Consider the following 26,379-nt stretch of genomic DNA (forward strand, 5'->3'; position numbering starts at 1 on the left):
CGGCCCGTCAGGCGCTAGGCTGGGGCATGACCGCAACTCAGGACCGGGTGGAAGGACTTCGCGAGCAGCTCGTGGCGTGGCGGCGGCACCTGCACATGCATCCCGAGGTGGGCTTCGAGGAACACGCGACCGCCGCGTACATCGAGGCCGAACTGCGCAAGATGCCGGGCCTGAGCGTGTCACGCCCCACCGCGACCAGCGTGCTCGCCGTCCTGAAGGGCGGCCAGCCGGGGCGGACGGTGCTGCTGCGCGCCGACATCGACGCGCTGCCCATCCACGAGGAGAACACCTTCGAGTTCGCCTCTCAGACCCCCGGCGTGATGCACGCCTGCGGGCACGACGGGCACACCGCGATCCTACTGGGCGTGGCGCAGCTGCTCGCCGGAGACGCCGCGCACGTGCCGGGCGAGATCCGCATGATCTTCCAGCACGCCGAGGAGATCGGGCCGGGCGGCGCCGAGGAACTCGTGATGAATACCCCGCTGATGGACGGCGTGGACGTCGTCACGGGCCTGCACCTGAACAGCCAGCTGCCCGCCGGGGTCGTCGCGGTGAAACCCGGCGCGTTCATGGCCGCGCCCGACACCATCGAACTGACCATCCGCGGCAAGGGCGGGCACGGCGCGCACCCCGAGGAGACGGTTGATCCCATCGCGGTGGGCGCGCAGGTCGTGACGAACCTCCAGCATGTCGTGAGCCGCATGGTAGCCGCGCAGGACGCGCTGGTGGTCAGCGTCACGAAGTTCACGAGCGGCACCACCCACAACGTCATTCCCGACACCGCCGAGCTGATGGGCACGGTCCGCACCTTCGACCCGGCGCTGCGCGAGCGGGCCCCGCAGCTGATCGAGCGCGTGGTCAGGGGCATCTGCGAGGCGCACGGCGCCACGTACGAACTGAAGTACGACTTCGGGTACCGCCCGCTGATCAACACCGACTGGGTGGCGGCGCAACTCAAGGACATCGCGCTGGACGTGGTGGGCGAGGGGCGCTTCCGGGACGCGCGGCCCACCATGGGCGGCGAGGACTTCAGCGCGTACCTGGAAAAGGCGCCGGGCGCGTACTTCAACGTCGGGTCCGGCAGCGAGGAGGCCGACAGCCGCTGGCCGCACCACCACCCGCGCTTCACCATCGACGAGACCAGCCTGGAAACCGGCGTGGAGATGCTGCGCGCCGCCGCGCTGCGCCTCGCCCGCCCGGAGTAGGGCCGTGCAGCTGCCCGAGACGGTCGCCAAGCAGATCATCGCCGATCATCAGCGCCGCCCGCGCCACACCGGGCCGCTGGACGGGGTGGAGGGGATCACGCTGGACAACCCGGGCTGCGGGGATCAGGTGACCGTCTGGGCCGACCTTCAAGGCGGCCGGATCGCGGGCCTGACGTTCAGCGGCAAGGGCTGCGCGATCAGTCAGAGCAGCGCCAGCCTGATGACCGTCACCCTGACCGGAAAGACCCTGCCCGAGGCGCAGGCGCTGGCCGGGCAGTTCCGCGCGATGGTCATGGGCGAGGCCGAGGGAACACCCGGACTGGGCGACCTGCTGGCCCTGGCGGGCGTCAGCCGCCTGCACGCCCGGCGCAAGTGCGCGCTGCTGGCGTGGCGGGCGCTCGAGCAGGCGCTCGCCTCCCAGCCCGCAAGTCTCACGGACTGACTCCGCCGCGCGGGGAATGGCGCGCCGGAGCAGGCTGGCCGGGGCAGCGCGCACCGGGGCCACCTCATCCGGTTGGTTTCGCCGCCGGCTCCTGCACCTGCCCGTCTGCGGCGCGGGGCGTCACCACGCGGCAGAACAGCTCGAGCAGTTCCGGGTCGAACTGCGTGCCCGACCCCTCGCGCAGCACCGCGAGCGCCTCGTCGTGACCCATCGCGCCCTTGTAGGGCCGCTCGCTCGTCAGTGCGTCGTAGACGTCACACAGGGCGAACAGGCGCGCCAGCAGCGGCGTCTGCGTGCCCGCCAGGCGGTCGGGGTACCCTGACCCGTCCCAGCGCTCGTGGTGATGACGCACCACCTGCTGCGCTTCGGGCTCCAGGAAGGGGATGCGGGCCACCAGCGCGGCCCCCAGCGGCGCGTGCCGCTCCACGACCAGCCGTTCCTCGGGCGTCAGGCGCCCGGGTTTGAGGAGCACGGCGTCCGGAATGCACAGCTTGCCGATATCGTGCAGCGCCGCGCCCCGGCGCAGGGCCGTCAGCTGCGCGTCACTCAGGTGCAGGGCCTCGCCCATGCGCCGCGCGAGCCCCTGCACGCGCTGGGTGTGGCCCTGCGTCTCGAAGTCCCGCGCCTCCAGCGCCACGCCCAGCATGTTCAGGGCCGCGTCCAGCGTGGCCTCCAGATCCGTCACGTGCGCGCGGCCCTCCATGACCCGGGCGCCCACGCTGGCCAGCATCTGCGCCAGCGCCTCGTCCGGCGCCCGGAAGGGCCGGTGCTCGTCCCGCAGCAGGCACAGGGCCCCGAGCGGCTCCCCGACCCGGCTCAGCAGCGGCACCACCATCAGGGCCCGGCGATCCGGATGGCTGGCCACCGGCCGGTAGGCGTCACGCGCCATCAGGATGTCGTCCACCCGGATGACCTGTCCCGTTGTCAGGGCCCGCCACGCCATGCCCTCGCCGCGCGCCAGCGTCGGGGGGGGCTCCAGCGGATCGACCGACAACCCGGCCTCCGCTGCGGGGACCAGGGCGTCCATACGCGCGTCGTAGCGCAGCAGCAGCGTGTAGGTGGTGCGCAGCAGGTCGTGGGTGGTCTCGGCTAGGTGCGACCCGAGCTGCTCGTCGCCCGCGCGGCTCAGGTCGCCGTGCAGGTGAGACAGCTGCTCCAGTTCCCGCCAGCGTTCCTGAAGCAGCAGCAGCGCCGCGATCTGCTGCGCGAACAGCGGCGCGTCCTGCATGACGCCCGGCGGGAATTCATCGTCCAGCGCGTGCGAGTCGAGGTTCAGGTGCGCGACCACCTCGCCGTCCAGCACCACCGGCAGGCACAGGTTCAGGCGCAGGCGCTCGCGGTGTCCGGCCCGGTTGAGCCGTCCGCTGTCCTGCGGCCGGAGCACATCGTTGTCGTTCACCCAGACGCGCTGCATGTCGCCGACGTCCGCCACGCGCGGCCGCCCCTGCAACCAGTCCTCCATCCCGCCGCCGTACCACTTGATCTGCGCGGCCTGCGTGAACTCCAGCCCCAGCAGTTCCGGCTCGTACCCCACGACCGCGCACATCCGGAACCGGTTGCCTTCCCGGATATTCAGGCTGGCCGCGTCGACCCCGTCCAGGGTCTCCACCGCGCCGCGCAGCACCTCGTGCCAGTCGGCGTCCGTCAGGGGGCGGCGCTGCGTGAGCAGATGCACCGCCGCCCGCTGCGCCTGCCACAGCGAGTGGCGCGGGCGGATCTCGCCGGGGCTGCCCGGCGCCAGCGCGGGCACGCGCGGCGCGTTCGGACTGAACACCAGCCGGTTCCGCCCGTTGGCTTTCGCCAGATACAGCGCCTCGTCCGCGCGGTGACGCCACTCGCTGGGCTGCTCGCGCGGCAGCCGGGTCGCCAGTCCCGCCGACACGCTCAGGTTCGCCCAGGGCACCTCGCCCGGATCGGCCAGCCGCGCCTGGACGCCCTCCACGACCGCCCGCGCCTGCGCCTCGCTGCCGCTGTCCAGCAGCAGCGCGAATTCCTCACCACTCAGGCGGTAGGCGCCGTCCGGCACCGCGTCGCGCAGCACCTGCGCGATGTAACGCAGCGCCCGGTCACCCACCAGCGCCCCGTGCGTCTCGTTCAGGTGCCGGAACTGATCCACGTCCAGCAGCACGAGCTGATGCCCCGGCCCCACCTCGGTCATGTGCTCGTCGAAGGCCCGGCGGTTGCCCAGGCCGGTCAACTCGTCCTGCCGGGACAGCTGCCGCGCGTCGAACGTCAGGCGCAGCAGTTGCAGGCGCGCGCTGAGCACACCCAGCACGCCCAGCGTCGCCACGCCATGCAGTCCCAGCATGCCCACGTACAGCCACGGGGCCAGCGGCCGCGCCCCCGGCACCAGGAACACCGCCAGGCCCACCCCCAGGTACGGCACCAGCAGCAGCGGCCACTGGGTCAGGCGCAGCTGCTTGAGCCGCAGGGACGGCCGCACCAGCGCGCCCAGCAGCACCACGCTCAGGGCGTTCACCAGGGCGACCATGCCCCCCACATCGGATTCCAGCAGGCGCCACACGACCGGACCCAGCGCCACCAGCAATCCGGCCGGCAGCCCGTAGCGCAGGGTCACGAGGGCCACCGGCACGTACCGCAGGTCCACCTTCAGGTCGCCGACCGGCGCGGTGTACCACACCAGCAGCAGGGACGTGGCGGCCGAACCGAGCACGCGCGCGCAGTGCGTCCAGGCGTCACGGCGGACGGGCCACTCCCGGTAGGAGAGGCTCAATGCGAACGCACACGTGAGCAGCAAGCACAAGTTCAGCAGCACGGCAACCCCGACAGCGCACACTACCCAAGGCCGCCTTACACGGCTCTCACTGCTTTTTCAGGCCAACGGCTCCTAAAGGGGCAGGGGGCACCAGGGTGTCCTCGGCGTTCCCCTCTGCCTGTCACGCCCCGGGCTGAGCCGCCGACCCGGCTGCCGCGCCCTGCTCAGCGGCCCCGCAGCGTGCCCTGCACCGCGCTCATGAACTCCGCGCGGGTGCGGGCGTCACTCTTGAACAGGCCGCGCATGGCGCTGGTGCTGGTGCTGCTGTTCTGCTTCTGTACGCCGCGCATCGCCATGCACAGGTGCACGCCCTCCATCATGACAGCCACGCCCCTCGGCGCCAGCAGTTCCTGCACGGCGTCCGCGACCTGCGTCGTGATGCGCTCCTGCACCTGCAGGCGCCGGGAGTACAGGTCCACGATCCGCGCGAACTTGCTCAGGCCCAGGATCTTCCCGTCCGGGATGTACGCGATGTGCGCCCGGCCGTAGAAGGGCAGCATGTGGTGCTCGCACATGGAGTAGAACTCGATGTCCTTCACGATGACCATCTCGCTGCCGTCGGCCTCGAACACCGCGTCCCCCACGGCCTCCTGCAGCGACTTGTGATACCCGGCCGTCAGGAATCCCCAGGCCTTCGCCACGCGGTGCGGGGTCTTGAGCAGGCCCTCACGTTCCGGGTCCTCGCCGATGGCGCCCAGCCAGTCCTGCGTCAGGGCGCGCAGGCCCGGCACCTCCTGTTTCTCGTCAGCCGCGCTGATCAGCGGTTCAATCGTCATGACCCTCTCCTTCTCACCCCGCCCTCAGCGGCGCGAACATGAATGCGCGGAGTGTAGGCCCCCGCGCGGCCCGCCAACTGTCAAAAGGCTTGCAGGGAAGAGCGGGAGGAGCCCCCGCACAGGGACCCCCTCCCGCCCGCCGGTGAGGCCGTTACGTCCAGCTGACCTGACCGTACGTCTGCTCCCGCGCCGGGCCCGCCGAGAAGATCACCACGGGGCAGCCCACGGTCTCCTCGATCAGGTCCAGGTACGCCTGCGCTTCCTTGGCGAGGGTCGCGCGGCTGTCGGCGCCGTCCGTGGTGGCCCAGCCCTTCATCTTCTTCCAGACGGGCTGACCGTCCGCGTCGTACGCCACGCACACCGGGATCTCGTCCAGGCCCGCCAGGATGTCCATCTTGTTGATGACCAGCCCGTCCAGGCCGTTGACGTCCACCGCGTACTTCAACAGCGCCAGGTCCAGCCAGCCCACCCGGCGCGGACGTCCGGTGGTCGTGCCGTACTCGTCCCAGGGCTTGCTGCCGTCCCCACGCAGGCGCAGGATGCCGGCCTCGTCATGCACCTCGGTCACGAACGGGCCGTGCCCGACGCGGGTGTTGAAGGCCTTCGCCACGCCGTACACCTTGTGGATGGCCTTGTGGTTCACGCCCGCGCCCACCAGGATGCCGCCCACCGTGGGGTGGCTGCTCGTCACGAAGGGGTACGTGCCGTAGTTCAGGTCGAGCAGGGTCGCCTGCGCGCCCTCGAACAGCACGTTCCGGCCCTCTTTGATGGCGTCACGCAGCTGCGCGCCGGTGTCCTGCACGAACGGCGACAGGGCCTCACGCACCGGCGCCAGGGCCTCCATGGCCACCTGCACGGTCGTCCAGCCCGCGTCACGGGTGCTGTTCGGCTTGGCCTCCAGCAGCCGCTCGACGCGCTCGGTCAGCACGCCGTCGTCCAGCAGGTCCCCGAAGCGGATGCCGACGCGGCGCGCGCGGTCCGCGTACGCCGGGCCGATCCCGCGCCCGGTCGTGCCCACGAAGTCCTTGCGGCCATCCACGAACTTGTGATGCGGCAGCACCAGGTGCGCCCGGTCACTGATCCGCAGGTCAGGGTTCAGGCCGCCCGCGATCAGGTTCCGGCGCTCTTCCAGGAACTTGTCCGGGTCGATCACCATGCCGTCGCCCAGCACGCTGACGGTCCCGTCGTGCAGCACACCGCTAGGCAGCAGGTTCAGCTTGAACGTCTGTCCCTTGGCGGTGACGGTGTGCCCGGCGTTCGCGCCGCCCTGGTAGCGCACCACGAACTCGGCTTCCGGCGCGAGAAAATCCGTGATCTTCCCCTTGCCCTCATCGCCCCACTGGGCGCCCACAATTGCGATTCCAGGCATCTCAGCCCTCCGGCCACGCGCACAGACTTGCTCCCTCTGCCCGGCCTGGGGCCCGGCAAAAAAAACACGGCGCGCAGCACCGTGCCTCAGTGTACGGGAAATGTCAGCCCGTCCGGCGGGACTTGTTTACCGGGGTGGACAGGCGGCCTCAGCGGGCCTCGCCGGTCAGGGTGAGCACCAGTCTTCTCAGGCCGCCGTGGTCGCGGTGTTCGCAGAGGTATACGCCCTGCCACGTGCCCAGCGCGAGGCGGCCATTCTGGACGGGAAGGGTCAGGCTGGGGCCCAGGAGGCTGGCCTTGATGTGTGCGGCCATGTCGTCCGGGCCCTCCAGGGTGTGCTGGAAGGGAGCCCAGCCGTCGGGCACGGCGTGGTTGAAGTACGTCTCGAAGTCGGTGCGGACGTCGGGGCTGGCGTTCTCGTTCAGGGTGAGGCTGGCGCTGGTGTGCTGAAGAAAGATGTGCAGCAGCCCGGCGCGGGTGCGCCCCAGTTCCGGGACGGCCGCCGTGACCTCGCGGGTGATGAGATGAAAGCCGCGCCGCCGCTCGGGCAGGGTCAGGGTGTGCTGGGCCCACATGCCCTTCAGGGTACCTGTCACAGGCCGCGTCCTTCGCGGCGGTTTAACCGGCGGGGCGCACCGTGAGGCATGACGCCCAGAACCCCTGCCCGCACGCCCCTGAAGCTCTTCGACGCCCGCCGCGCGACCGGCACGCTGCTCCTGCTGACCGGGAGCCTGTCGCTGGGCCTGACGACCCTGTGGCTGGACCGCAGCGCGCACGCGGTCCAGGCGCAGACGGCGACCCAGCCCGACACCACGGACACCTGGGCCAGCGCCCCGACACAGAGCGGCGTGCAGGAGGACGACTGGCAGGCCAGCGGTGACGACTGGACGCAGGCCGCGCCGCAGGGATCGTTCGACTCGCAGCCCGCGCAGAGTGCGCGCGGCTGGTCGCGGGGGTCGTGACATGACACCCAGCCCGGACCTGAGCCTGCACGCCCTGGGCACCGAGGTGCGCGCGCAGGGCGCCGGGGCCTTCGCGGCGCTGCGCGAGGTGCGCCGCCTGGAGGCGCTGCTGACCCGCTTCCGGCCGTCGCCGCTGACGGCGCTGAACGCGCGGGGCGAACTGCGTGACCCGCCCGCCGATCTGCGGCTGGCATTGACCCACGCGCTGGACGTGGCGCGGCGCACGCGGGGCTTGATCACGCCCGCCGTGCTCGGTGCCCTGGAGGCCGCCGGGTACACCGCCGCGCCCGGCGCGGGGCCCGTGCGACCCGCCGCGCCTGTGCCGGGGCTGGACGTGCTGGCGGGCGTCACCGTCGATGATGACCTGATCCGCCTCCCGCGCGGCCTGCGGCTGGACCTGGGCGGCACGGCCAAGAGCTGGATCGCCGCGCAGGCCGCCCGTTTCCTGAGCGGGGACGCGCTGCTGGACGCCGGGGGCGACCTGCACACGCAGTTCACGCGGCCCGGCACGCTGGGCGTCCGCACGCCGGACGGCTCGCCGCTGTTCCTGAACGTCGGCGCGGGGGTGGGCGGCGTGGCGACCAGCAGCGTCCTGACCCGCGCGTGGGCGGGCGGGCATCATCTGATCGACCCGCGCACCGCCCGGCCGGCCACCACGCCCTGGGTGCAGGTCACGGTCCTCGCGGGCCGCGTGACGGTCGCGGAGACGCTGGCGAAACTGGCGCTGCTGGGCGCGGACGACCTGCTGCGCGACCTCGCCCCGCCCGGCACGCGGCTGATCGCCTTCGATCACGCGCGCCGCGCACACACCTGGGAGGACGGCAGCTGGGGGAGGTGGGCCGCGTGACCACCCGCCCCCCTACCGGCAGACTGCCGGTCAACAGCGTGCTGGACGACGAACGCAACACGGCCCTGGCCGCCGGGCTGCTGCTGGTCTTCGGCCTGGCCTACGTCGCGTGCTGGCTGCACCTCGGGCCGCACACCCTGGCGTGGAGCCTGACCGTCGCGTACCTGCTGCTGGCCGTCACCACCGCGACCGGGGCGCTGCTGGGCAGCCGATACGCCCCCGCGTGGCTGAGCCGCGCCCAGCAGGCCGGATGGCACGGCGTCGCCAGCGGCTTCGCCCTCATCCTGGGCACGCTGCACGGCCTCCTGCTGACCGTGGACGCCACCTACCCGCAGTCGCTGCTGGCCGTCCTGATCCCCGGCCAGAGCACGGTCCTGCCCCTGCCGGTCGCGCTGGGCACGCTGGGCCTGTACGGACTGGCCCTGGTGATCCTCAGCACCCGCGCCCGCCGCCGCCTGAACCCCCGCGTGTGGAAGGCCCTGCACCTGACCGCCTACCCCGCCTTCGCCCTGCTCACCGCGCACGGCGTCACCGCCGGGACCGATCAGCTGGGGCCGCTGTACGCCACGTCCGTGGCACTCGTCGCCTTCACCTTCGGCCTGCGCCTGCTGGAAGAAACCGGGAAACGCAAAGCCGCCCGCTGAAGACCCGCCCCCTTCACCGTGACTGGTTGAGGGGGCCTTCATCTGCCGTGCGCCCATCCAGTCCGGCACGCAACAGCCGACACACCGGCCACCGTTCCTGCTCCTCCAGGTCACCCATCTGGTCTAGATTCATCCAGTAGGCGAGGAGCGCTGCCGTCGGCTCCTGAGAGCGGCGTCGCAGAATGGCCTGCACCGCCTCCTGCGCAGACCGTTCGGTCACCCGGTTCGACAGGAGAGCGTCGTTGACTGATTCCAGCACCAGTTCACCCAGGTAGAACCGGGCCGCCCGGTTGGCGAAATCATCCATATGCTCCCGGTGGAACGCAGCAGAGTCCTCCATCCGGTGCGTGTCGGCGTCGACGATGCCCCAGTCCTGCTCGGGCCAGCTGCACAGGAGCCCCAGGATGTGGCCGGCCCGCGTCAGGTCCATGACCTGAACTGCATGGGCAAAGCGGCCGCCCGGTCCTGTCTGGTCCGGGCGGCGCGGGGGCAGCGTGGTGGGTGGCGCAGTGGGTGATGTGGTCAGCGGGCCAGGCCGACGGTCAGGGTGGCCGAGTAGCCCTTGGTGGCGTTCCCGGTAACCGTGGGCAGCTGGGCGGCATACCCGTCACTGAAGATGTTGTCGCGGCTCAGGCTGGTCTGCGCGAGGTTCCGGGCGCTGCTGCCATACGCGGCCTGGGTGTAGACCTGCTGGCACAGGGCCTGCGGGAGGGCCAGCTGTGAGGTCTGGATCCTGCTGCGGGCGTTCGTGGCGCTGGCGAGGGTGGGGTACACCTCGAAGTGGATGTGGGGCCAGCGGCCGGGGTAGCAGCCGGGCACGATGGTCTGGAAGGTGACGTTGCCACCCGCGTCGCTGACCTGCACGCCGCGCAGGTAGTCCTCGCCGACGACGGGGGCGCTGTACATGCTGTAGTTGCCGTCGGCGGTGCAGTGCCAGGCGTACGCGGCGTACCCGCGCAGGGGCGCGCAGCTGCCATTCGTGTTCACGAGTTTCAGCGTGAGGGTCAGCGGCACGCCGGGGGCCGCGTTGCCGGTGCCGAGGCTGCGGCGCAGGTCGCGGCGGACGACGCCGCTGCGGGTCAGGACGTTCAGGCTCTGGCCGCTGGCGACCGACCCGTCGGCGGGGTACGGCCCGGCGGTCTCGCTGGGAATGGGAGTGCAGGCGGCACCCGCGCTGGTGGCGGCCTGGACGCGGTTCCCGGCCAGCAGCCCGATCCCGAGCAGGCCCAGGCCCAGCACGTGGCGGCGGTCGAGCACACTGCGCGAGAGCATGCTCGCGTCGGCCTGGAGGCCCAGGTTGTTCAGGTCGTCGGGGTGGTCGTGATCGTCGGCGGGGTACGGGCGGATCGGCTCGGTCATGTGGGGGCTCCTGCGCGCGCCGGGGCTCGTGGGGCGGGTGGTCGCGCGGCCCCGTGAGGGTAGTCACGGATGGTTAATCCACCGCGAAGGGCTCATGCGGGGCAGGTAGCGTCTGGAGGATGCCCGCCTCTCCTCTGAACCGCTCCTCCGTTCGCCCGATGCGTGTCCTCACGCCGGTGGTGTTGACTGCCCTCATGTCTGCTCCCGCTGCGCTGGCCGCTCCCGCTCCCTCGACGGTCACGGTGCCGGTGTCGGTGCCACTCTCGGGCGTGCAGGGCGCGGCGAACGCGCAGGTGCCGCTGGAGTTCGCGCGGCTGAACGAGGACCGGTCGTTCCTGGGGGGCTTGCTGCGGGTCACGCTGTCGGGGACGGTGACGCGGGCGGGGCACGTGCAGGTACAAGCGCTGCCGGACGGTTCGGGGCTGCGGGTCAGCGTGCCGATCCGCGCGGCGTTCCGCGCCGAGCCGGGCGGCGTGGGGGCGTTCCTGGCGCGGGACTTCGGGGGCGAGGCGACCGTGGCCCTGACCGTGGTGCCGACCGTCACGCCGGACTGGGAGGCGGACGTGACCGTGAAGGGTGACTACACCTGGACCGACCCGCTGAGCGTGGAGCTGGCGCAGGGCGTGCGGGTCAGCGTGCAGTCGCTGGTGGACGCGCAGGTGCGCGCGCAGCTGGACGCGCTGGCGGCGCAGGTTCGCGCGGCCGTGCGCGAGCAGGCGAGGTTGCGGGAGCGGGCGGGAACGCTGTGGGCACGCGCGCAGCAGCCGTGGGCGCTGCCCACCCCGGACGCCGCGTACGCGCGGGTCACACCGCTGAACCTGAGCGTCTCACCGTTCCGCTTCACGCCGGACGACCTGAAGGTCACATTGGGCGCGCAGTTGCGTCTGGACGCCGGGCTGGGCCGCGCGCCCACGCAGGCGGCGCTGCCGCTGCCGGCCCTGCGCCGCAGCGAGACGCTCACCCCGGACGTGAACCTCAGCGTGCCGGTGCGTCTCCCCTACCCGGAACTGTCGGCGGCGGCCACGCGCGAGGCCGCGAAGCGCACGGTGACGCTCCCGGTGCCGACCTCCCCGACGCTGCGGGTCACGGGCGTGACGCTGACGCCGCAGGGCGAGCAGCTGAACGCCGCCGTGAACCTTCAGATCAGCGGGCCGCTGGGCCTGCGGCTGACCGCCACGACGGACGTGCGCGGCACGCCCACCCTGGACGCGGCGGGGCAGGTGCTGACGCTGCGGAACGTGACCGTCACGACGCGCCGCTCGGGCCTGACCGGCCGGGTGCTGGCGTGGCTGGCAGACGCCCGCGCGCAGGCCTACGTGACGCAGGCGGCCCGTTTCGACCTGCGGCCCCGCCTGGACGGGGTGCGGGCGCAGGTGCAGGGACGGCTGCCGTTCTCGCCCGCGCCCGGCGTCACTCTGGGGGGCACGCTGCGCGCCCTGAAGGTCACGGACGTGCGCGTCACGCCGGACGCCCTGGTCGTGACCGGCGAGGCGCTGGGCACCCTGGACGCCCGCGTGGACGTGGGCCGCGCCGTCCGCTGAGCGCGGCCTTCACAGGACACCGGTGAGCCCACGGCGCACGGTCCTGACGGGGCGGCCCGGATGAACCTCGCGGAGCTGGACAGTCCAGGGATCGTCCAGCGTCATCCGGGGCCGGTATGGCGGCCCAGGTCGTCCCCTGTCAGCGGCAGGCCGGTGGCGGCTGCATCGCCGGGCGGCGTGACACCGGGCGCGCACGCGCATGACGACGCTGTCCAGGACAGTGCGGACGGGAACAGGAGTCCCCGGGTCACCCTGCCGGGCTGGACAGTCCGCTTCACGGGACGGCCCGTTGAGGTATACTCGATCCTGTAGTTTTCCAAGTTCGCATGTTATGTACGCGCACGAGGCAAGAGCTCGTGCGTGTTTTGCGGCTTCTGGAGAACAAGGAGTTGAGACTATGGCAGTAGGCATCGTGAAATGGTTTAACGCGGAAAAAGGCTTCGGTTTCATTCAGTCCGAGGGCAGCCCCGACATCTTCGCGCACTTCAGCGCGATCCAGGGCAGCGGCTTCAAGAAGCTGAACGAAGGCGACGAAGTCGAGTTCGACATCGAAGACGGCCAGCGCGGCAAGGGCCCCCAGGCCAAGAACATCGTCGTGACGAAGGCCGCTCCTGTGAGCGACTTCGGCGGCCGCCGCAACGACCGCTGGTAAGACCCACCCGGGTCTGAAGGGAGTCCCCGCACGGGGGCTCCTTTTTTCATACCGCGCGCAGCCTGTTCCCGGTGCAGGCACGCCCGGCGCCGCTTCTGGGGGCGCCCTGTACACTGGCAAGGTTGACGTGCCCCCACGCGGGCGGCGCGGGGAGGACGCTATGGACGAGACGATGAAGGCGCCGCGCAGCCGGGCGCGCATGCTGGAACTGGTGTTCCCGAAGGACACGAACTACCACGGCACCGCGTTCGGCGGGTGGGTGCTGTCGCTGATGGACAAGGCGGCGAGCATCGCGGCGGTGCGGCACGCCGGGGGCAACGTGGTGACGGCCCGCATGGACGGCGTGGATTTCCACGTGCCGATCCGGGTGGGGGACGCCGTGGCGCTGGACGCGCAGGTGGTACGGGTGGGCCGCACGAGCATGACCATCCGCGTGGACGTGTACCGCGAGCACATGCCGACCGGGGATCAGGAACTGGCCACGACGGGCTTTTTCGTGTTCGTGGCGCTCGATGAGCGCGGCAAGCCCCGCCCGGTGCCGCCCCTGCCGGAGGGGCAGGACACGAGCGCCGCCGAGCCGGATTTCGAGGCCCGGCCATGACTGAACTGGCCGTGACCGAGGAGCCACTGCACCTGACGCTGGTACGCCACGGCGCGACCGACTGGAACGGTGCGGGACGCTGGCAGGGCTGGTCGGACACGCCGCTGGGCCCGGTCGGGGAGGAGCAGGCTGCGCGGCTGCGGCCCCGGCTGGCGGGGCGCCCGTTCGACCGGGCGTTCAGCAGTGATCTGGCGCGCGCGGCCCGCACGGCGGAACTGAGCCTCCCGGCGGGCACGCCGCTCACGCTGGACGTCCGCCTGCGTGAACTGCACTTCGGGCGCTTCGAGGGGGTCACCACGGACGACGTGCTGCACGACGCGGGGTACGCGCAGTGGCAGCTCGACCCGTGGGGTACCCCCGCCCCGGACGGCGAGAGCCTGTCGCAGGTGGGCGCCCGCCTGCGCGAGTGGGCCGAGGAACTGCCGGGTGGGCGCGTGGTCGCGTTCACGCACGGCGCGGCCATCCGGGCGCTGCTGTGCGACCTGTTCGGCTGGCCTGCGCGGCCGCAGCCGGGGTACGTCCTGCCGTTCCCGTACCAGCTGTCCCACACCAGCCTCACCACCCTGACCCGCAGCGGGCAGGGGGCCGGGGCGCGCTGGGCGCTCGTGACGTACAACGACCACGCGCACCTGGAGTAGAGGAGTCGATGGTTGCCAGAAGGTGACCTCTATCAACCATCAACCGTTCACCATCAACCCTGCTGCGGCGGCGCGATTTCGAGTTCGCTGGCGAGCTCGGCGAGGAAGGCGCGCATGGTCAGGGTGCGGCGTCTCGCCTCGGCCTGCCCGGCAGGGGTCAGGAAGGTGCCGTCCAGGCGCAGCAGTTTCGTGAAGAAGTGGTCGACGGTGTACGCGAGGTCGTCGGGGTCGCGCGCCTCGGCCCAGGGGTCGCCGGGGTGCATCAGGGCTCGGCCCAGCTGCCCGCCGACGCCCGCGACGCGCAGCACGCCCAGGGCGCCCAGCGCGTCGAGCCGGTCAGCGTCCTGGAGGGCGCGGCCCAGGGGGGTGGTGGGCGTCGCGCCGCGCGAGTAGCTGTGGTCGCGCACGGCGCCCGCGACGCTGCGGGCATCCTCAGGGGTGAAGCCCAGGGTCGGCAGCCGCTTCAGGACCGCCTGGGCGCTCAGGTCGCTGGCCTGGGCGCGGTCCGGGTGGTTCTTCGGGATGTTCACGACGTCGTGGGTCAGGGCGGCCGCGACGGCCAGGGCGGGCGGCTGGTCCGGGGCGCAGCGGATCGTCCAGCGGGCCACGCGGGCCAGGTGCGCGTCGTCGTGTGCGGCGTCGGGCTGCATCTGCGACTGCACCCAGGTCCATACGCCGGGCAGGCGGGCGTCGAGGGCCAGCAGCGGGGCCAGGGCGTTCATGCCGGCAGGATAGCGGGCCCGGCGGACGGACGGCGCCGCGTGAGATTTCACGCGGCGCTGGGGATCTGTGCAGGCGGTGACAGCGCCGGGCGGCTAGGCTGGGGCCATGCCTGTCATCCCGTCCCGTCGGCCCACGATCCTGATCGTGGATGACAGTCCAGGGGTCCTGCAGAACCTGAACTACCTGCTGTCGCCGCACCTGAACGTCGTCCTGGCCGACAGTGGCGCGCGCGCGCTGGCCGCGCTGACGCCGGAGACCTCACTTGTCCTGACCGACGTGCGGATGCCCGGCATGAGTGGGGTGGAGCTGACGCAGCAGCTGCGGGTACGGGCGCCGGGGCTGCCCGTGGTCTTCATGACCGGCATCGTCGAAGCGGACCTGCGCGCCGAGGCCGAGGCGCTGGACGTGCTGGACGTGCTGCGTAAGCCGCTGCGCCCCGGCGTGCTGTTCCCGGCGCTCCAGGGCTGGCTGGGCCAGCAGGTGCCGGCATCAGGCCCCCCGGCCCGCACGGCCCCGGCGCCCGGGGCTCAGTCCGACCGGGCGGCCCCGGCGGAGCGGCCCGCCGCCCCTCTCCCGGACGCGGCCAGCGCGGACAGCAGCCGCCACCGCCCGCCGGGGCCGGTGACGCAGCAGGCGCAGATGTTCGTGGCGGGCCTGCGGGTCCTGCCCGGCGTCACGGCGGCGTGTGCGTTCGATCTCCAGGGGGTGGCCCTGACCCCCGCCGACGCGCTCGGCGCCCAGGTGGGGGCCTACGTGCGCTTCCTCCTGACGGCGGCCCAGACGCTGGCGCCGCATCTGGGCAGTCAGGCGCCCCTGAAAGCGGCCCAGCTGGAATTCCAGGATCGCGTGCTCGTCGTGTGCCCCTTCCCTGGCGGGGTCGCGGCGGTCCTCGTGCGGGACACGCCGGGCGCCAGCGGCGTCAAGGCCTGGATGCGCGGCCGGCTGACCTGAACGCGGCGCTATGCTGCGTTCATGCTGACCTTCGCGGACGTCCGCTCTGCCGAGCCGCTCCCGCCGGCCGAGCACACCGAGGTCACCCGGCTGCTGACGCTGGGGACACCCGGGGTGATCGTCCCGGCGGCGTTCGAGGAGGCGTTCTACCGGGACGGGAATCTCCCGGAGCAGTTGCGGCGGCTGTTCGCACCCATCCGTCCGGCCCGCATCGACGAGGACGCCCTGGAACCGCTGGCGGCGCGGGCGCAGGCCCTGATCCGCACGTCGTACCTGATGGACGACGCGGTGCAGATCTTCTACCGCACGCTGGCCCGGGCGAACTTCCAGCCGGGGGCGCGCCTGCTGGTCCGCCGCCCGGACGACGGGGGGGGCGCCGAGGAGGTTGCCTTCGTGCCCCCCGGTACGGCGGCGTTGCAGGCGGTGAAGCGCGTGTGGGCGCGAGACTGGACCTTCGGCGCGGTGCTGGGCCGGCTGGACGACTCGGGCAGCGTGGCGCTGGAGACCCGCGCCACGCTGCTGTACCCGGCCTGACCCGGCCCCCGCCAGGGCAGGCCCGGGCGGCGTCAGTTCAGGCGCAGCCAGTAGTAGTCGTACTTCCCGAGGATCATCGAGTACGGCGTGTCCCCGATGGTCGGGAAGGGGCTGGCGCCCGCCAGGGTGACGGGTACGCGCCCGGCGTAGTCGCCGAGGTTCAGGTGGACCGCCTGGGCGTTCGCGGCGAAGTTGCTCACGATCAGCAGCGTCTCGTCCCCGGTGCGGCGCGTGAAGGCCAGGATGGCGGGGTTGTCGGTGTCGATGAAGGTCAGGTCGCCCACGGCGAAGGCCGGGTGGCGGCGGCGCAGTTCCAGCTGGCGGCTGGTCCATTTCAGGAGACTGCTGGGGTCCTGTTCCTGGCTCTGCACGTTCACGCGGCCGTAGCCGTACACGGCGTCGCCGATGGGCGGGAAGAAGCACTGATCCGGCGTGGCGGTGGAGAAGCCGCCGCTCATGCCGGCGTTCCACTGCATGGGGGTGCGCACGCCGTTGCGGTCGGCCAGGGACAGGTCGTCGCCCATGCCGATCTCGTCGCCGTAGTACAGGATGGGACTGCCCGGCAGGGCCAGCAGGACGGTGGTCAGGAGTTCCACGCGGCGGCGGTCGTTGTCGAGCAGCGGCGCGAGGCGGCGGCGGATGCCCACGTTGATCTTCATGCGGGTGTCCGGGGCGTAGGCGGCGTACATGAAGGCGCGCTCGTCGTCGGTGACCATCTCCAGGGTCAGTTCGTCGTGGTTGCGCAGGAACGTCACCCACTGCCCGAACGCGGGGATGGCGGGCAGGCGCTCCATGATCTCGCGGATGGAGGTGGTGTCCTCCTTCTTCAGGCTCATGTACAGGCGCGGCATGACCGGGAAGTTGAAGCACATGTGGAATTCGGGGTCGGCGTCGGTACCGAAGTACTCCACGACCTCCTCGGGCCACTGGTTTGCCTCGGCCAGCAGCACGCGGCCGGGGTAGTCCTGGTCCACCATGCGCCGGAAGCGTTTGAGGATGTCGTGCGTCTCGGGCAGGTTCTCGCAGTTGGTACCCTCGCGCTCGATCAGGTAGGGCACGGCGTCCACCCGGAAGCCGTCCACGCCGAGGTCCAGCCAGAAGCGCGCGGCCTGGAGGATCTCCTCGACGACCCGGGGGTTGTCGTAGTTCAGGTCCGGCTGGCTGGAGAAGAAGCGGTGCCAGTAGTAGCGGCCGCTCTGTTCGTCCAGCGTCCAGTTGCTGACCTCGGTGTCGGTGAAGATGATCCTGGCCCCGGCGTACTCGGTGCCGGTGTCGCTCCAGACGTAGTAATCGTGGTACTCGTTGGGGCTGCCGTCCGGGAGGGTCGGGCCGCGCCGGGCGGCCTGGAACCAGGGGTGGTCACTGGAGGTGTGGTTGGTCACGAAGTCCGTGACGACGCGCAGGCCGCGCGCGTGCGCCTCGCGCAGGAAGACCTTGAAGTCGTCCAGGGTGCCCAGGTCCGGGTGGATGTTCACGTAGTCGGCCACGTCGTAGCCGTCGTCGCGCAGGGGGCTGGGGTAGCACGGGAGGATCCACAGGACGTCCACGCCCAGGCCGCGCAGGTAGTCGAGTTTGCCGGTCAGGCCCGGGAAGTCGCCCTTGCCGTCGCCGTTGCCGTCCGCGAAGGTGCGGACCGAGAGTTCGTAGAAGACGGCGCTCTTGTACCACTCCGGTGCCGGGATCTGGGTCATGCCCCGGAGTCTAAGACACGCCCGGGCTGGAAGCGCTGCCACGCCGTTGGGGGTGCCCTCACCGCGCCTCATGCGTGCCGGTCGAAGTCCGGGAGATTCGCACGCACCACAAGAAGAAACCCACCCTTGCGGGTGGGTGTTCTGGCTGGGGCACTAGGACTCGAACCTAGATCGACAGTGTCAGAGACTGGTGTCCTGCCATTAGACGATGCCCCAACACGGGTCCTGCTCTGACTTGCTTCGCCGTCAGGTGAAGCGTGGGGAAGTATAGAGGGCCCTGCGCTCATTCGTCAAGCACCCCCCTCCAGCGCCGGGCTGGGGCCCGTCAGGGCGGACACGCGGCAAGTATCGCTGGACCGCGTTTAGATCGCAGTTGCCGCAAGTCCTTTGACTCTGGTACACTGAGGTGTTGCCGCGCCGTATGCACCCGGTCCACCGGACCGGACCCGCACGGGAAGCAGGTATCAGGCTGGCGTGCGGCCCCCGTGCCACGCGCCCAGGAGGACAGGAGTTCATGGAAGACAACACCCAGACCCCCGCCCAGCAAGGCGGGACTCAGCCCACGACGGGCACCACCCCCAGCACCCCCACCCCCGTGGAGGAGCGCGAGTACCCCGCGATGACCATGGAGGACATCCTCGCCAGTGAGGCGCAGGAGCCCCAGAACGTCAGCCGCGGCGACATCGTCGACGGCACCATCGTGTTCATCGGCCAGGAAGGCATCGCCGTGGACATCGGCGCCAAGGTCGAAGGCATCATCCCCCTGAACCAGCTGGGCGACGAGCCCGTCACCCTGGAACAGGCCCAGGAGATGTACAAGGCCGGCGAACAGATCGAGGCGTACGTCGTGCGCGTCGACCTGCCCAACAGCCAGATCGTCCTGTCCAAGAAGCGGGCCGATCAGGACAAGGGCTGGCGCGTCCTGGAGAAGATGCAGGAAGCCGAGGAAGCCTTCGAAGTCGAGGTGCTGGAGAAGGTCCGCGGCGGTCTGGTCGCGCAGGTTGAAGGCATCCGCGCCTTCCTGCCCGCTTCGCAGGTGGACACCCGCCGCGTGAACGACCTCGACCCCTACGTGGGCAAGCCCCTGATGGTCAAGCTCATCGAGCTCAACCGCAAGCGCAACCGCGTGATCATCAGCCACCGCGCCATCCTTGAAGCCCAGAAGGCCAAGGCCCGTGAAGCCACGGTCGGCCAGCTGGAAGCCGGCGCGCAGTTCGAAGGCGAAGTCGTGGAAATCACCGACTTCGGCGTGTTCGTGAACCTGGGCGGCATCGACGGCCTCGTTCACCGCAGCGAACTGACCTACGGCCGCTTCAACCACCCCCGCGACGTGGTCAAGGTGGGCGACAAGGTGCAGGTGCAGGTCATGGACGTCGACAACGACCGTGAACGCATCAACCTGAGCATGAAGGCCCTCACCCAGGATCCCTGGGAAGGCGCCACCGACCGCTACAGCATCGGCCAGAAGGTCACCGGCAAGGTCACGAACCTCACCAACTTCGGTGCGTTCGTCGAACTCGAACCCGGCCTGGAAGGGCTCGTGCACGTCAGCGAGATGAGCTGGACCAAGCGCGTCCGTCACCCCAACGAAGTGATGAAGGAAGGCGACGAGGTCGAAGCCGTCATCCTGCGCATCGATCCCAAGGACCGCCGCATCAGCCTGGGTATTCGTCAGACCACCGACGATCCCTGGAGCGCGCTGCCCGACCGCTACCCGCCCGGCACCCCCGTCAAGGGCAAGATCACCGGCATGACCGACTTCGGCGTGTTCATGGAGATCGAGGAAGGCATCGAGGGCCTGATCCACATCAGCGAACTCGACCTGAACCGCGTCAACAACCCCGCCGACCTGTTCAAGAAGGGCGACGAGATCGAAGCCGTCATCCTGAACATCGACCCCGTCGAGCAGCGCGCCAGCCTCAGCCGTCGCCGCTTCCTCGGTGGTGGCGCCGCTCCCACCCAGCGCGACTACGTCAGCCAGGGTGGCGGCGCCCGCAGCGACCGCTACAGCGGTGGCCAGGGTGGTCAGCGCGGCGGTGGCCGTCGCCGTGAAGGTGGCGCCGACTACGCCTACAACGCCAAGGACGCCCAGCAGGGCGGCAAGATCAGCACCAAGCTCGGCGACGTGTACGCCGACCTGTTCGCCCAGTTCGGCCTGGGCGGCGACAAGAAGACCGAAGACGAGCAGGGCTAACCCCCGCCGCGTCAAGGCCCCCGGTGTCCGCACCGGGGGTTTCTTGTGGTGTCTCCACGGCAGAGGGGAGGCCGCAGTGGCCTCCCCCTCCCCTCCTCGACCCCGACCTAGAGCGGGTGCCGCGCCGCCGCGAAGGTCCCCTGCGCGCTGAAATCGCCGGGAATCTTCATGTACTCGCCCGCCTCGTTCAGTTCCCACGAGCCGCGCGTGTCGGCCCACTCGGTATCCAGGATGCTCAGGAACGCCTCGCGGTGGCGGTCGTCCAGCACGGGCGCGATCACCTCCACGCGGCGGTCGAGGTTGCGGCTCATCCAGTCGGCGCTGCCGAAGTACACCTCGGGGCTGCCCCCGTTCCCGAAGGCGTACACGCGGGCGTGCTCCAGGTAGCGGCCCAGCAGGCTGCGCACCCGCACGTTCTGCGACAGGCCCGGCACGCCCGGGCGCAGACAGCACACGCCCCGGATGATCAGTTCCACCCGCACGCCCGCCTGCGCCGCGCGGCACAGCGCCTCGACCATGCCGGGGTCGGTCAGCTGGTTCACCTTCACGCGTACCCAGGCGTCCAGGCCGTCGCGGGCGTGCGCGGCCTCGCGGTCCAGCAGCGCCTCGAAGCCCGTGCGGGCGGTGTCCGGCGCGACCAGCAGGTGCGTGTACTCGGCTTCGGCGTAGCCGGTCAGGTGGTTGAACAGTTCCGCGACGTCCGCCCCCAGATCCGGGTTCGCGGAGAGCAGGCTCAGGTCGGTGTACAGCCGCGCGGTCTTCGCGTTGTAGTTCCCGGTGCCGATGTGCACGTAGCGGCGCAGGCCACCGTCCTCACGCCGGACGATCATGGTGACCTTCGCGTGCGTCTTGAGGCCCGCCACGCCGTACACGACGTGCGCCCCGGCCCGCTCCAGCTTGCGCGCCCAGGAGATGTTGCGCTGCTCGTCGAAGCGGGCCTTCAGTTCGATCAGCGCCACGACCTGCTTGCCGTTCTCGGCCGCCGTGCGCAGCGCCGCGAGCAGCCGGGGGTCGTCCCCGGTGCGGTACAGCGTCTGCTTGATCGCCAGCACCTGCGGGTCGCGGCTGGCCTCCTCCAGGAAGTCGAGGATGTTCGTGAACCCGTCGTAGGGGTGGTGCAGCAGCACGTCCCCCTCGCGCAGGGTATCGAAGATGCCGCTGTCCTCGTCACCGTCGAGGTCCGGCACGGCGGGCGCGAACTCCGGGAAGCTCAGGTCCGGGCGTTTCACCGGCAGGCCCATCAGGTCCGCCGAGCCGAGCGGGCCGTCCAGCAGGAAGATGTCCTCCGGCGCGAGCCGCAGCCGCTCCTGCAAGAAGGCCGTGATGCCGTGCGGCGTGTCCCGCATGACCTCCAGCCGCACCGCCGACCCGAAGCGCCGCCGCCGCAGGCCGTCCTCGATGGTGGCGAGCAGGTCCTCGGCCTCCTCTTCCTCGAACTCGTAGTCGGTGTTGCGGGTCACGCGGAACGCGTGCGCGGCCAGCACGGTGCGGCCCTTGAACAGCTCGCCGATGTGCGCGGCGATCACGTCCTCCAGCAGCAGGATCGTATCGGCGATGCACACCGCGCGCGGCAGCACCCCCACCGGCACCTTCACCCGCGCGAACTCCGGGTCCTCCCCGTCGCCGCCCTCCAGCAGTACCGCGAGGTTCAGGCTCAGGTTGCTCAGGTACGGGAACGGGTGGCTGGGGTCCACGACCAGCGGCGTCAGGACCGGCTGGATCTCCGCGAGGTAATGTTCGCGCAGCTGCGCCCGCGCCCGCTTGCCCAGGTCCGACACCCGCGCGAAGCGCACGCCCGCGGCGTTCAGGTCCCGCAGGGTCTTGCGGGTCACCCGTTCGATCTCGCGCAGCATGCTCTGCGTCCGCTCCCGCACGAGCGCCAGCGTCTCACGGGGCAGCAGGCCGTCGGGGCCCGGCGTGTTCACGCCCGCCGCGATCTGGCGGTGCACGCCCGCCACGCGCACCATGAAGAACTCGTCGAGGTTGCTGCCGCAGATCGCCGCGTACTTCAGCCGCTCCAGCGGCGGGTTGCGCTCGTCACGCGCCTCGGCCAGGACCCGCTCGTTGAAGGCCAGCCAGGACAGTTCCCGGTTCAGGAAGGGGCTCTCCGGGTTGGCGACGGTGCTGTGCGTCCGCACGTCCTCCCCGCCGGGTTCCTCCTTCCGCCGTGAGCGGCCACGAGAGGAAACGGAACGGGCGGGCAGGGACTTTTCAGCAGGCACAGTCATGACTCCTTCGGCAGTCAACAGGATTTTGGTCAGCGGGCCGTCACCGCATTACAGCACGGGACGCCCGCCTCACCCGCTCAGAGCGGCCGTCCCCTCCAGCCTGGAGCGGACGGCCCGCCCCTGCCGGTCCACGTCCGGAGCCCTCAGGCGTCCTGCGCCGGTTCGGCTTCCTCGGCCTCCTGCGCCGCCAGCATCACGTCCCGGAAGGCCCGCACCGCCTCCTGCACGAACGTCAGGTAGCGTGGCAGGGCCTCCACGAATCCCTGTGGCTGCGCGTGCAGCGCCTCCACCCCCGCCCACACGTCCCCGTCCACGGTGTGCAGCTTCACCAGCTTCGCCTCGCGGTTCACGGCGTCACAGGCGAACAGCGCCTGCCCGTACTCCTCGTCGGACTCCAGCGGCCAGAAGTTGGGGAACAGCAGGTGATAGAACGCCGCGTCGTCCTCCTGCGCAGGCACGTAGTACTGCCCGCCCTCGAACATGAACGTCAGGCCCGACTCCGCGTCGGCCTGCACCGCGAACCCCAGCGCCCCCAGCGCGTCCCGCACCGCCGCCAGCCCCTCCGGCAAGGGCGCGGCCACGCGGGGCGGGGGGGCAACCTTCACGACCTTCTTCTTCACTGCCTGAGCAGCCATGTCATACCTCCGGTACACATCCGCCCGCCCATGCCGGGGCGGCGGGAGAGGGGGCTCAATTCGGGCGGTTCGACTCGTCCGAGTACAGATCTTCCGGGAGCTCCTCGGCGAGGAACGTCATGTACCGCATGTTCAGCAGGTGCCGCGTCGCCACTCGCTCGAACGCCGCGCCGTTCTCCTCGGTCTTCGCGTTCCCGAAGCCGTACTCGCCCACCACGAACGTCCCGTCCGGCCGGAAGTACGCGATGGCCGACCCGGCCGGATCACGGAAGTTCCAGCCACTGTCCCCCGCGTTCCCCGGCTCCCGCACCGACTGCGCGAGCCGCTCCTGAATCCGCACGTACCGCCCGTCATCCATCACGGCGTGCCGGAAACCACGCGTGGCGGTCTCGATCATGTACCCGAAGCGCCAGCCGAAGAACCGCACGTCGAAGCGCAGCGGCCCCGACGCGAGCAGAATCGACGTCGCGTCCCGGCTCACCTCCTCGGCCTGGTACTTCTTGCGCATGAACACCGCGAACGCATCCGTCGCCGTCGGGTACACGTTGAAGCCCTCGCCGTAATGGAAGCCGCCCAGCCACTGCGACACGCTGGGCCGCTCGGCCTGGGTGAAGGGCAACCCCAGGTACGCCCGCGCCGCCATCACGCCCTCCTCCAGCATGAACAGCGCCACGTCAATGAGCGTGTCCGCCCGGAACTGCCGGTCGAAGCCCGCCGACTCCACACCCAGCACCAGCTCACCGGACACCGGATCGAACTGCGCCCGCACCCCCGCGCACGTCGAGCACACGTGATCGATGCAGCGGTACGCGAACGCCTTCTCCGCCACCGACCCCGCCCGCAGAATGTTGCACTCCGGCACGCGGGTCGTCAGGGACAGACCGAGCACATTCCGGGTGAACAGCGCTTCTATGCGCAGTCCCCGGTAGGTCAGATGAATGTCGGGCAGTCCCGTACCGATCTCAACATTCTGGAATCCAGCGTCCACTTCGGTCAGGGTCTGGATTGCATTGATGGCGGATTCCCGCATCTCCCCTACCTCAACGCCCTGACGCAGGTGCGGTTCCGCCTGCTTTTTCCTGAACAGCCCGAACATCAGTCGCCTCCTTTCATGTTCAGTTGTTTGGCGGCATCATCCAGAATTTCATCCAGATGCAGGCTGGGGAAGACTTCCTTCAGAACGTCCTCGGCGACTTTCAGCAGACCACTGGCCTCTTCCTCGGTCGCCTTCTTCTTGCTCTTCTCGTCCTTCTCGCCCTTGAGTTCCTTCGCCTTCGCCTTCACGGGCGCGGCGATGGCCGACTCGGCGGCCTTGCTGAGCACCTCGTCCACGGCCTCCGATCCCAGGGTGACCACCGACGCCAGCGGCGTGGTGCTGCGCAGCGCCTGAATCACCTTGCCGTACTTCTCGATCCGCTCGTTGATCGGCACGCGGGCCGGGGTGGTCAGCGCCATGCCCAGCCGCTCGAACGCGCCCTTATCAGCAGCGTTCTTCCCGAAGTACCGCTCCATGGCCTTCTTCGAGGCGTTCAGCGCCTCGGTCTTCATGGCGAGCGTCTGCAGGCCCGTGGAGGGATGCCGCGCGACGAACGTCTCGGCCTGACGGGTGAGCAGGTCAGCCGATTTCTTCACGGCATCCTCTGCGGCCCGCTGTCCACTCGCCACAGCCTCAGCCTGTATGGCACTGTTCACCTGCCGTCCCTGCCTTGTCGCCAGCGTAAGGAACGAAGCTTCCGCATCCTGTGCGACCTTGTCCCGCAGGCGTTTCTCGGCCAGGGCGCGGGCGTGGGCGACTTCCGCCTGGTAGGTCAGGGGGGCGCCCTGCTCGGCCAGGGCCTTGAAGTCCGCCTGGACGCTGCCGTGGCGGCCCAGCAGGCGCGAGAGGTCCTTGTTCAGGTCGTGGCTGGCGTCTGCCCAGACCTTGTTCAGGTGCGTGCGGATGGCGGTGCCGCTGGCGCGGAATTCCACGATGGCCTTGGCGACGTGCCCGTCGGGGTTGCGGGCGATCAGGTCGTCGAGGCGCTGGACGGTGGTTTCCTTGAGGTGCCGGGCGTGCCGGGCGACGCTGGTCTGGCTGATCTTGCCGCCCAGGCTGGCTTTCCAGGCGTCCACGCGGTCGGCGGCCTTGACGCGGGCGTTCGTGAGTCTGCGGCTGAGCGTGTTCCCTGCGCCGTCCACGGCGTCGCGGAGTTTGCGCGCGGCTTTCACGATCGGGCTCTTGCGGGCCTGATTGCGCAGGTACGCGAGGGCCGTGTCGTCCCACTTGCGCAGGGTTGCCACGCTCTTGCGCACGCTCCCGGTGATCGCGTCGGCGCCCCTGCCGGCCAGTTTCCGGAGGGTGGGCGTCTGGGCTTTCAGGTACGCGCGGGCCTGCCGGGCGCGGCGGGTGGTCACGACGCGGACGGTGCGGGCGGCACGTCCTGCCTTCGCGGCGGCGTTGCTGACGCTGGTGGTGACGGCGTTCTTGACGTTGGTGGCGGCGCGGCCCACGGGTTGCGTGAGGTACTTCTGTGCGAGCTTCCCGGCGTTCTTCAGGGCCGTTTTTGCGCCCGTGGGCAGCACCCGGCGGGCGAGGGTGGCGGCGGCCTTCCCGCTGCCTTTCAGGGCGCCCTGCGCGAGGTGCCCGAGGCCCCTCGCGGCAGGCGTGAGGCCCTTCCCGAGGGCGCGGCCCACGCCGACCACGGCCTTCCCGGCGAACTTGAACACCGGGCCGCCCACGCTGCCCACGATGGCGTCCACGGCGACGCTCTTGGCGGTGACGCCCTCGAAGGTGGCGCGCCCTTTGAACGTGTACTTCTTGTCCTTCTGCGCCTTGGCTTTCGCGGCGGCGTTGAAGACCGTGTTCTCCACGACCTGCGCGGCGATGCCGCCCCCGGCACTGATCCCGGCGGCGAGGGCCAGCGCGGGTGCAGTCAGGGCCCCACCGGACGCGACCGTGGCCACACCCACGGCGGTCAGGGCGACGCCCTTCCAGAATTTCGCCTTGCCTTCCGGGGTGGCGTACCACTTCCTGAACTGGTCGAGTTTCGCCCCGGCGAACTTCCCGGCGGCTTTCGCGCCGCCCATGACGCCCTTGACCGGGTTCTTCGCGAAGTCGGCGGCACCCTTGACGACCTTCTTCGCGCCCTCCAGCAGGCCCGGCAGGTTCCTGGCCGCGCTGGCGTGCAGGCCTGTCAGCTGCTTCCGGAAAAACCCCATGACACCCCCGGCCTCGCGGGGCGGCGCGGCGGGACGGCCCGTGACCTTCAGGTTCGGCGTGGGCAGCGTCCTGGGGGTGGTTTTGCGCGCGCCGGGGGGCAGTTGCGGCCCGATCATGGGCGCGGCCTTCACGCCTTTGTGGGCAGTAGCGGGTGTCCGCCCGACCTTCAGCGGGCCGGGCTGGGCGGGACGGGAGGGTGGCTTCGCGGTCTGCGACTTCTTCTGGGTGGCCTTCTGGCCCTTGTGTTGCGGCTGTTCGAGCATGACGGCACCTGCGTGGATCTGGTCTGGGGGCGGCGCGGCAGGGTGGACACGCTAGTCTAGAGATGACCTGCTGTGCAGCCAAGCGGAAATGACCGGCCACGCAGACCGGTCAACCTTCCATGAAGCCAGTTGTCCAGGTACTCGGCGTGC

The 26,379-nt window shown here is 70.7% G+C and carries 24 protein-coding genes and 1 tRNA gene; 12 read left to right on the top strand and 13 right to left on the bottom strand.

The features are described 5' to 3' along the window. The first annotated feature begins 26 nt into the window (after window positions 1-26). Together AUC44_RS12200 and sufU are read left to right on the top strand one after the other, a co-directional pair. Window positions 27-1,205 (top strand): M20 family metallopeptidase, encoded by a 1,179-nt coding sequence (locus tag AUC44_RS12200; RefSeq protein WP_062158998.1) that lies wholly within the window; start codon window positions 27-29, stop codon window positions 1,203-1,205. 4 nt (window positions 1,206-1,209) lie between these two features. Then, entirely contained in the window at window positions 1,210-1,647 is a 438-nt protein-coding gene (sufU, locus tag AUC44_RS12205) for a Fe-S cluster assembly sulfur transfer protein SufU (protein ID WP_062158999.1), read from the top strand. Between the two features lie 64 nt (window positions 1,648-1,711). Here sufU and AUC44_RS12210 read toward each other — a convergent pair whose 3' ends face one another. From AUC44_RS12210 to AUC44_RS12225, 4 genes are all read right to left on the bottom strand, one after another. Next, window positions 1,712-4,381 (bottom strand): HD domain-containing phosphohydrolase, encoded by a 2,670-nt coding sequence (locus AUC44_RS12210; protein WP_197408536.1) that lies wholly within the window; start codon window positions 4,379-4,381, stop codon window positions 1,712-1,714. Between the two features lie 206 nt (window positions 4,382-4,587). After that, window positions 4,588-5,199 (bottom strand): GTP cyclohydrolase I FolE, encoded by a 612-nt coding sequence (gene folE / locus AUC44_RS12215; RefSeq protein ID WP_062159001.1) that lies wholly within the window; start codon window positions 5,197-5,199, stop codon window positions 4,588-4,590. 151 nt (window positions 5,200-5,350) lie between these two features. Further along, the gene (locus AUC44_RS12220; protein WP_062159002.1) at window positions 5,351-6,568 is read right to left on the bottom strand and encodes an adenylosuccinate synthase; all 1,218 of its coding nucleotides are present in this window, start codon (window positions 6,566-6,568) and stop codon (window positions 5,351-5,353) included. A 148-nt stretch (window positions 6,569-6,716) separates the two neighbouring features. Then, window positions 6,717-7,142 (bottom strand): secondary thiamine-phosphate synthase enzyme YjbQ, encoded by a 426-nt coding sequence (locus tag AUC44_RS12225; protein ID WP_062159003.1) that lies wholly within the window; start codon window positions 7,140-7,142, stop codon window positions 6,717-6,719. Between the two features lie 69 nt (window positions 7,143-7,211). On the opposite strand from AUC44_RS12225, the gene AUC44_RS12230 reads away from it, so the two are divergent. Genes AUC44_RS12230 through AUC44_RS12240 form a run of 3 tightly spaced genes read left to right on the top strand, consistent with a single transcriptional unit; the run spans window position 7,212 to window position 9,020 of the window. After that, window positions 7,212-7,529 (top strand): hypothetical protein, encoded by a 318-nt coding sequence (locus AUC44_RS12230; protein ID WP_062159004.1) that lies wholly within the window; start codon window positions 7,212-7,214, stop codon window positions 7,527-7,529. 1 nt (window position 7,530) lies between these two features. Continuing rightward, window positions 7,531-8,376 carry an FAD:protein FMN transferase gene (locus AUC44_RS12235; RefSeq protein WP_062159005.1) on the top strand — a complete coding sequence of 282 codons (846 nt, stop codon included), beginning with the start codon at window positions 7,531-7,533 and terminating at the stop codon, window positions 8,374-8,376. Beyond that, on the top strand, window positions 8,373-9,020 hold the full coding sequence (locus AUC44_RS12240; protein WP_197408537.1) for a ferric reductase-like transmembrane domain-containing protein: 648 nt from the start codon (window positions 8,373-8,375) through the stop codon (window positions 9,018-9,020). Before AUC44_RS12235 ends, AUC44_RS12240 begins: the two co-directional genes overlap by 4 nt. Before the next feature lie 13 nt (window positions 9,021-9,033). Here the strand turns inward: AUC44_RS12240 and AUC44_RS12245 are convergent, their stop codons facing one another. Both AUC44_RS12245 and AUC44_RS12250 read right to left on the bottom strand, forming a co-directional pair. After that, window positions 9,034-9,450, bottom strand: coding sequence for a hypothetical protein (locus AUC44_RS12245; RefSeq protein ID WP_062159007.1), 417 nt, complete (start codon window positions 9,448-9,450; stop codon window positions 9,034-9,036). A gap of 92 nt (window positions 9,451-9,542) precedes the next feature. After that, entirely contained in the window at window positions 9,543-10,379 is an 837-nt protein-coding gene (locus AUC44_RS12250) for an intradiol ring-cleavage dioxygenase (RefSeq protein WP_062159008.1), read from the bottom strand. A 194-nt stretch (window positions 10,380-10,573) separates the two neighbouring features. On the opposite strand from AUC44_RS12250, the gene AUC44_RS12255 reads away from it, so the two are divergent. From AUC44_RS12255 to AUC44_RS12270, 4 genes are all read left to right on the top strand, one after another. Next, a complete protein-coding gene (locus AUC44_RS12255; protein WP_231724435.1) occupies window positions 10,574-11,920 on the top strand; it encodes a DUF4403 family protein in 1,347 nt (448 codons plus the stop codon). A 397-nt stretch (window positions 11,921-12,317) separates the two neighbouring features. Further along, entirely contained in the window at window positions 12,318-12,572 is a 255-nt protein-coding gene (locus AUC44_RS12260; RefSeq protein ID WP_046844300.1) for a cold-shock protein, read from the top strand. Window positions 12,573-12,732: 160 nt separating this feature from the next. Further along, complete coding sequence (locus tag AUC44_RS12265) at window positions 12,733-13,173, top strand: acyl-CoA thioesterase (protein ID WP_062159010.1); 441 nt, start codon at window positions 12,733-12,735, stop codon at window positions 13,171-13,173. Next, a complete protein-coding gene (locus AUC44_RS12270; protein WP_231724436.1) occupies window positions 13,170-13,811 on the top strand; it encodes a histidine phosphatase family protein in 642 nt (213 codons plus the stop codon). The genes AUC44_RS12265 and AUC44_RS12270 overlap by 4 nt, the downstream gene beginning before the upstream one ends. Before the next feature lie 53 nt (window positions 13,812-13,864). Here the strand turns inward: AUC44_RS12270 and AUC44_RS12275 are convergent, their stop codons facing one another. Further along, entirely contained in the window at window positions 13,865-14,533 is a 669-nt protein-coding gene (locus AUC44_RS12275; RefSeq protein WP_062159011.1) for an HD domain-containing protein, read from the bottom strand. Window positions 14,534-14,639: 106 nt separating this feature from the next. Here AUC44_RS12275 and AUC44_RS12280 point away from each other — a divergent pair, with 106 nt between their 5' ends. Together AUC44_RS12280 and AUC44_RS12285 are read left to right on the top strand one after the other, a co-directional pair. Further along, on the top strand, window positions 14,640-15,485 hold the full coding sequence (locus AUC44_RS12280; RefSeq protein WP_062159012.1) for a response regulator: 846 nt from the start codon (window positions 14,640-14,642) through the stop codon (window positions 15,483-15,485). A 21-nt stretch (window positions 15,486-15,506) separates the two neighbouring features. Next, a complete protein-coding gene (locus AUC44_RS12285; RefSeq protein ID WP_062159013.1) occupies window positions 15,507-16,019 on the top strand; it encodes a hypothetical protein in 513 nt (170 codons plus the stop codon). Between the two features lie 32 nt (window positions 16,020-16,051). On the opposite strand, the gene treS is transcribed toward AUC44_RS12285, so the two are convergent. Both treS and AUC44_RS12295 read right to left on the bottom strand, forming a co-directional pair. Further along, on the bottom strand, window positions 16,052-17,710 hold the full coding sequence (gene treS, locus AUC44_RS12290; protein WP_062159014.1) for a maltose alpha-D-glucosyltransferase: 1,659 nt from the start codon (window positions 17,708-17,710) through the stop codon (window positions 16,052-16,054). 142 nt (window positions 17,711-17,852) lie between these two features. Then, window positions 17,853-17,926, bottom strand: a tRNA-Gln gene (locus AUC44_RS12295). Between the two features lie 298 nt (window positions 17,927-18,224). Between AUC44_RS12295 and AUC44_RS12300 the strand changes: the two genes are divergently transcribed. Continuing rightward, complete coding sequence (locus AUC44_RS12300) at window positions 18,225-19,904, top strand: 30S ribosomal protein S1 (RefSeq protein WP_062159015.1); 1,680 nt, start codon at window positions 18,225-18,227, stop codon at window positions 19,902-19,904. 107 nt (window positions 19,905-20,011) lie between these two features. Here AUC44_RS12300 and ppk1 read toward each other — a convergent pair whose 3' ends face one another. The 4 genes from ppk1 to AUC44_RS12320 form a co-directional block, all read right to left on the bottom strand. Next, window positions 20,012-22,132 carry a polyphosphate kinase 1 gene (gene ppk1 / locus AUC44_RS12305; RefSeq protein WP_062159016.1) on the bottom strand — a complete coding sequence of 707 codons (2,121 nt, stop codon included), beginning with the start codon at window positions 22,130-22,132 and terminating at the stop codon, window positions 20,012-20,014. A gap of 143 nt (window positions 22,133-22,275) precedes the next feature. After that, window positions 22,276-22,767, bottom strand: a complete 492-nt coding sequence (locus AUC44_RS12310) for a hypothetical protein (protein WP_082689053.1) — start codon at window positions 22,765-22,767, stop codon at window positions 22,276-22,278. A 55-nt stretch (window positions 22,768-22,822) separates the two neighbouring features. After that, on the bottom strand, window positions 22,823-23,863 hold the full coding sequence (locus AUC44_RS12315; protein ID WP_062159017.1) for a hypothetical protein: 1,041 nt from the start codon (window positions 23,861-23,863) through the stop codon (window positions 22,823-22,825). After that, a complete protein-coding gene (locus AUC44_RS12320; protein ID WP_062159018.1) occupies window positions 23,863-26,229 on the bottom strand; it encodes a hypothetical protein in 2,367 nt (788 codons plus the stop codon). Before AUC44_RS12320 ends, AUC44_RS12315 begins: the two co-directional genes overlap by 1 nt. Between the last annotated feature and the right edge of the window lie 150 nt (window positions 26,230-26,379).

The sequence above is a fragment of the Deinococcus actinosclerus genome, assembly GCF_001507665.1.
In the GTDB taxonomy this organism is placed as follows: Bacteria; Deinococcota; Deinococci; order Deinococcales; family Deinococcaceae; genus Deinococcus; species Deinococcus actinosclerus.

What these genes read in the sequence shown, in the direction of transcription:
- AUC44_RS12270 (WP_231724436.1), top strand. Translation starts at nt 13,170, where the DNA reads ATGACTGAACTGGCCGTGACCGAGGAGCCACTGCACCTGACGCTGGTA.
- AUC44_RS12255 (WP_231724435.1), top strand. Translation starts at nt 10,574, where the DNA reads ATGTCTGCTCCCGCTGCGCTGGCCGCTCCCGCTCCCTCGACGGTCACG.
- AUC44_RS12320 (WP_062159018.1), bottom strand. Translation starts at nt 26,229, where the DNA reads ATGCTCGAACAGCCGCAACACAAGGGCCAGAAGGCCACCCAGAAGAAG.
- AUC44_RS12230 (WP_062159004.1), top strand. Translation starts at nt 7,212, where the DNA reads ATGACGCCCAGAACCCCTGCCCGCACGCCCCTGAAGCTCTTCGACGCC.
- AUC44_RS12285 (WP_062159013.1), top strand. Translation starts at nt 15,507, where the DNA reads ATGCTGACCTTCGCGGACGTCCGCTCTGCCGAGCCGCTCCCGCCGGCC.
- AUC44_RS12235 (WP_062159005.1), top strand. Translation starts at nt 7,531, where the DNA reads ATGACACCCAGCCCGGACCTGAGCCTGCACGCCCTGGGCACCGAGGTG.
- treS (WP_062159014.1), bottom strand. Translation starts at nt 17,710, where the DNA reads ATGACCCAGATCCCGGCACCGGAGTGGTACAAGAGCGCCGTCTTCTAC.
- AUC44_RS12315 (WP_062159017.1), bottom strand. Translation starts at nt 23,863, where the DNA reads ATGTTCGGGCTGTTCAGGAAAAAGCAGGCGGAACCGCACCTGCGTCAG.
- AUC44_RS12280 (WP_062159012.1), top strand. Translation starts at nt 14,640, where the DNA reads ATGCCTGTCATCCCGTCCCGTCGGCCCACGATCCTGATCGTGGATGAC.
- AUC44_RS12260 (WP_046844300.1), top strand. Translation starts at nt 12,318, where the DNA reads ATGGCAGTAGGCATCGTGAAATGGTTTAACGCGGAAAAAGGCTTCGGT.
- AUC44_RS12225 (WP_062159003.1), bottom strand. Translation starts at nt 7,142, where the DNA reads ATGTGGGCCCAGCACACCCTGACCCTGCCCGAGCGGCGGCGCGGCTTT.
- AUC44_RS12300 (WP_062159015.1), top strand. Translation starts at nt 18,225, where the DNA reads ATGGAAGACAACACCCAGACCCCCGCCCAGCAAGGCGGGACTCAGCCC.
- ppk1 (WP_062159016.1), bottom strand. Translation starts at nt 22,132, where the DNA reads ATGACTGTGCCTGCTGAAAAGTCCCTGCCCGCCCGTTCCGTTTCCTCT.
- AUC44_RS12265 (WP_062159010.1), top strand. Translation starts at nt 12,733, where the DNA reads ATGGACGAGACGATGAAGGCGCCGCGCAGCCGGGCGCGCATGCTGGAA.
- AUC44_RS12310 (WP_082689053.1), bottom strand. Translation starts at nt 22,767, where the DNA reads ATGGCTGCTCAGGCAGTGAAGAAGAAGGTCGTGAAGGTTGCCCCCCCG.
- AUC44_RS12245 (WP_062159007.1), bottom strand. Translation starts at nt 9,450, where the DNA reads ATGGACCTGACGCGGGCCGGCCACATCCTGGGGCTCCTGTGCAGCTGG.
- folE (WP_062159001.1), bottom strand. Translation starts at nt 5,199, where the DNA reads ATGACGATTGAACCGCTGATCAGCGCGGCTGACGAGAAACAGGAGGTG.
- AUC44_RS12200 (WP_062158998.1), top strand. Translation starts at nt 27, where the DNA reads ATGACCGCAACTCAGGACCGGGTGGAAGGACTTCGCGAGCAGCTCGTG.
- AUC44_RS12220 (WP_062159002.1), bottom strand. Translation starts at nt 6,568, where the DNA reads ATGCCTGGAATCGCAATTGTGGGCGCCCAGTGGGGCGATGAGGGCAAG.
- AUC44_RS12275 (WP_062159011.1), bottom strand. Translation starts at nt 14,533, where the DNA reads ATGAACGCCCTGGCCCCGCTGCTGGCCCTCGACGCCCGCCTGCCCGGC.
- AUC44_RS12250 (WP_062159008.1), bottom strand. Translation starts at nt 10,379, where the DNA reads ATGACCGAGCCGATCCGCCCGTACCCCGCCGACGATCACGACCACCCC.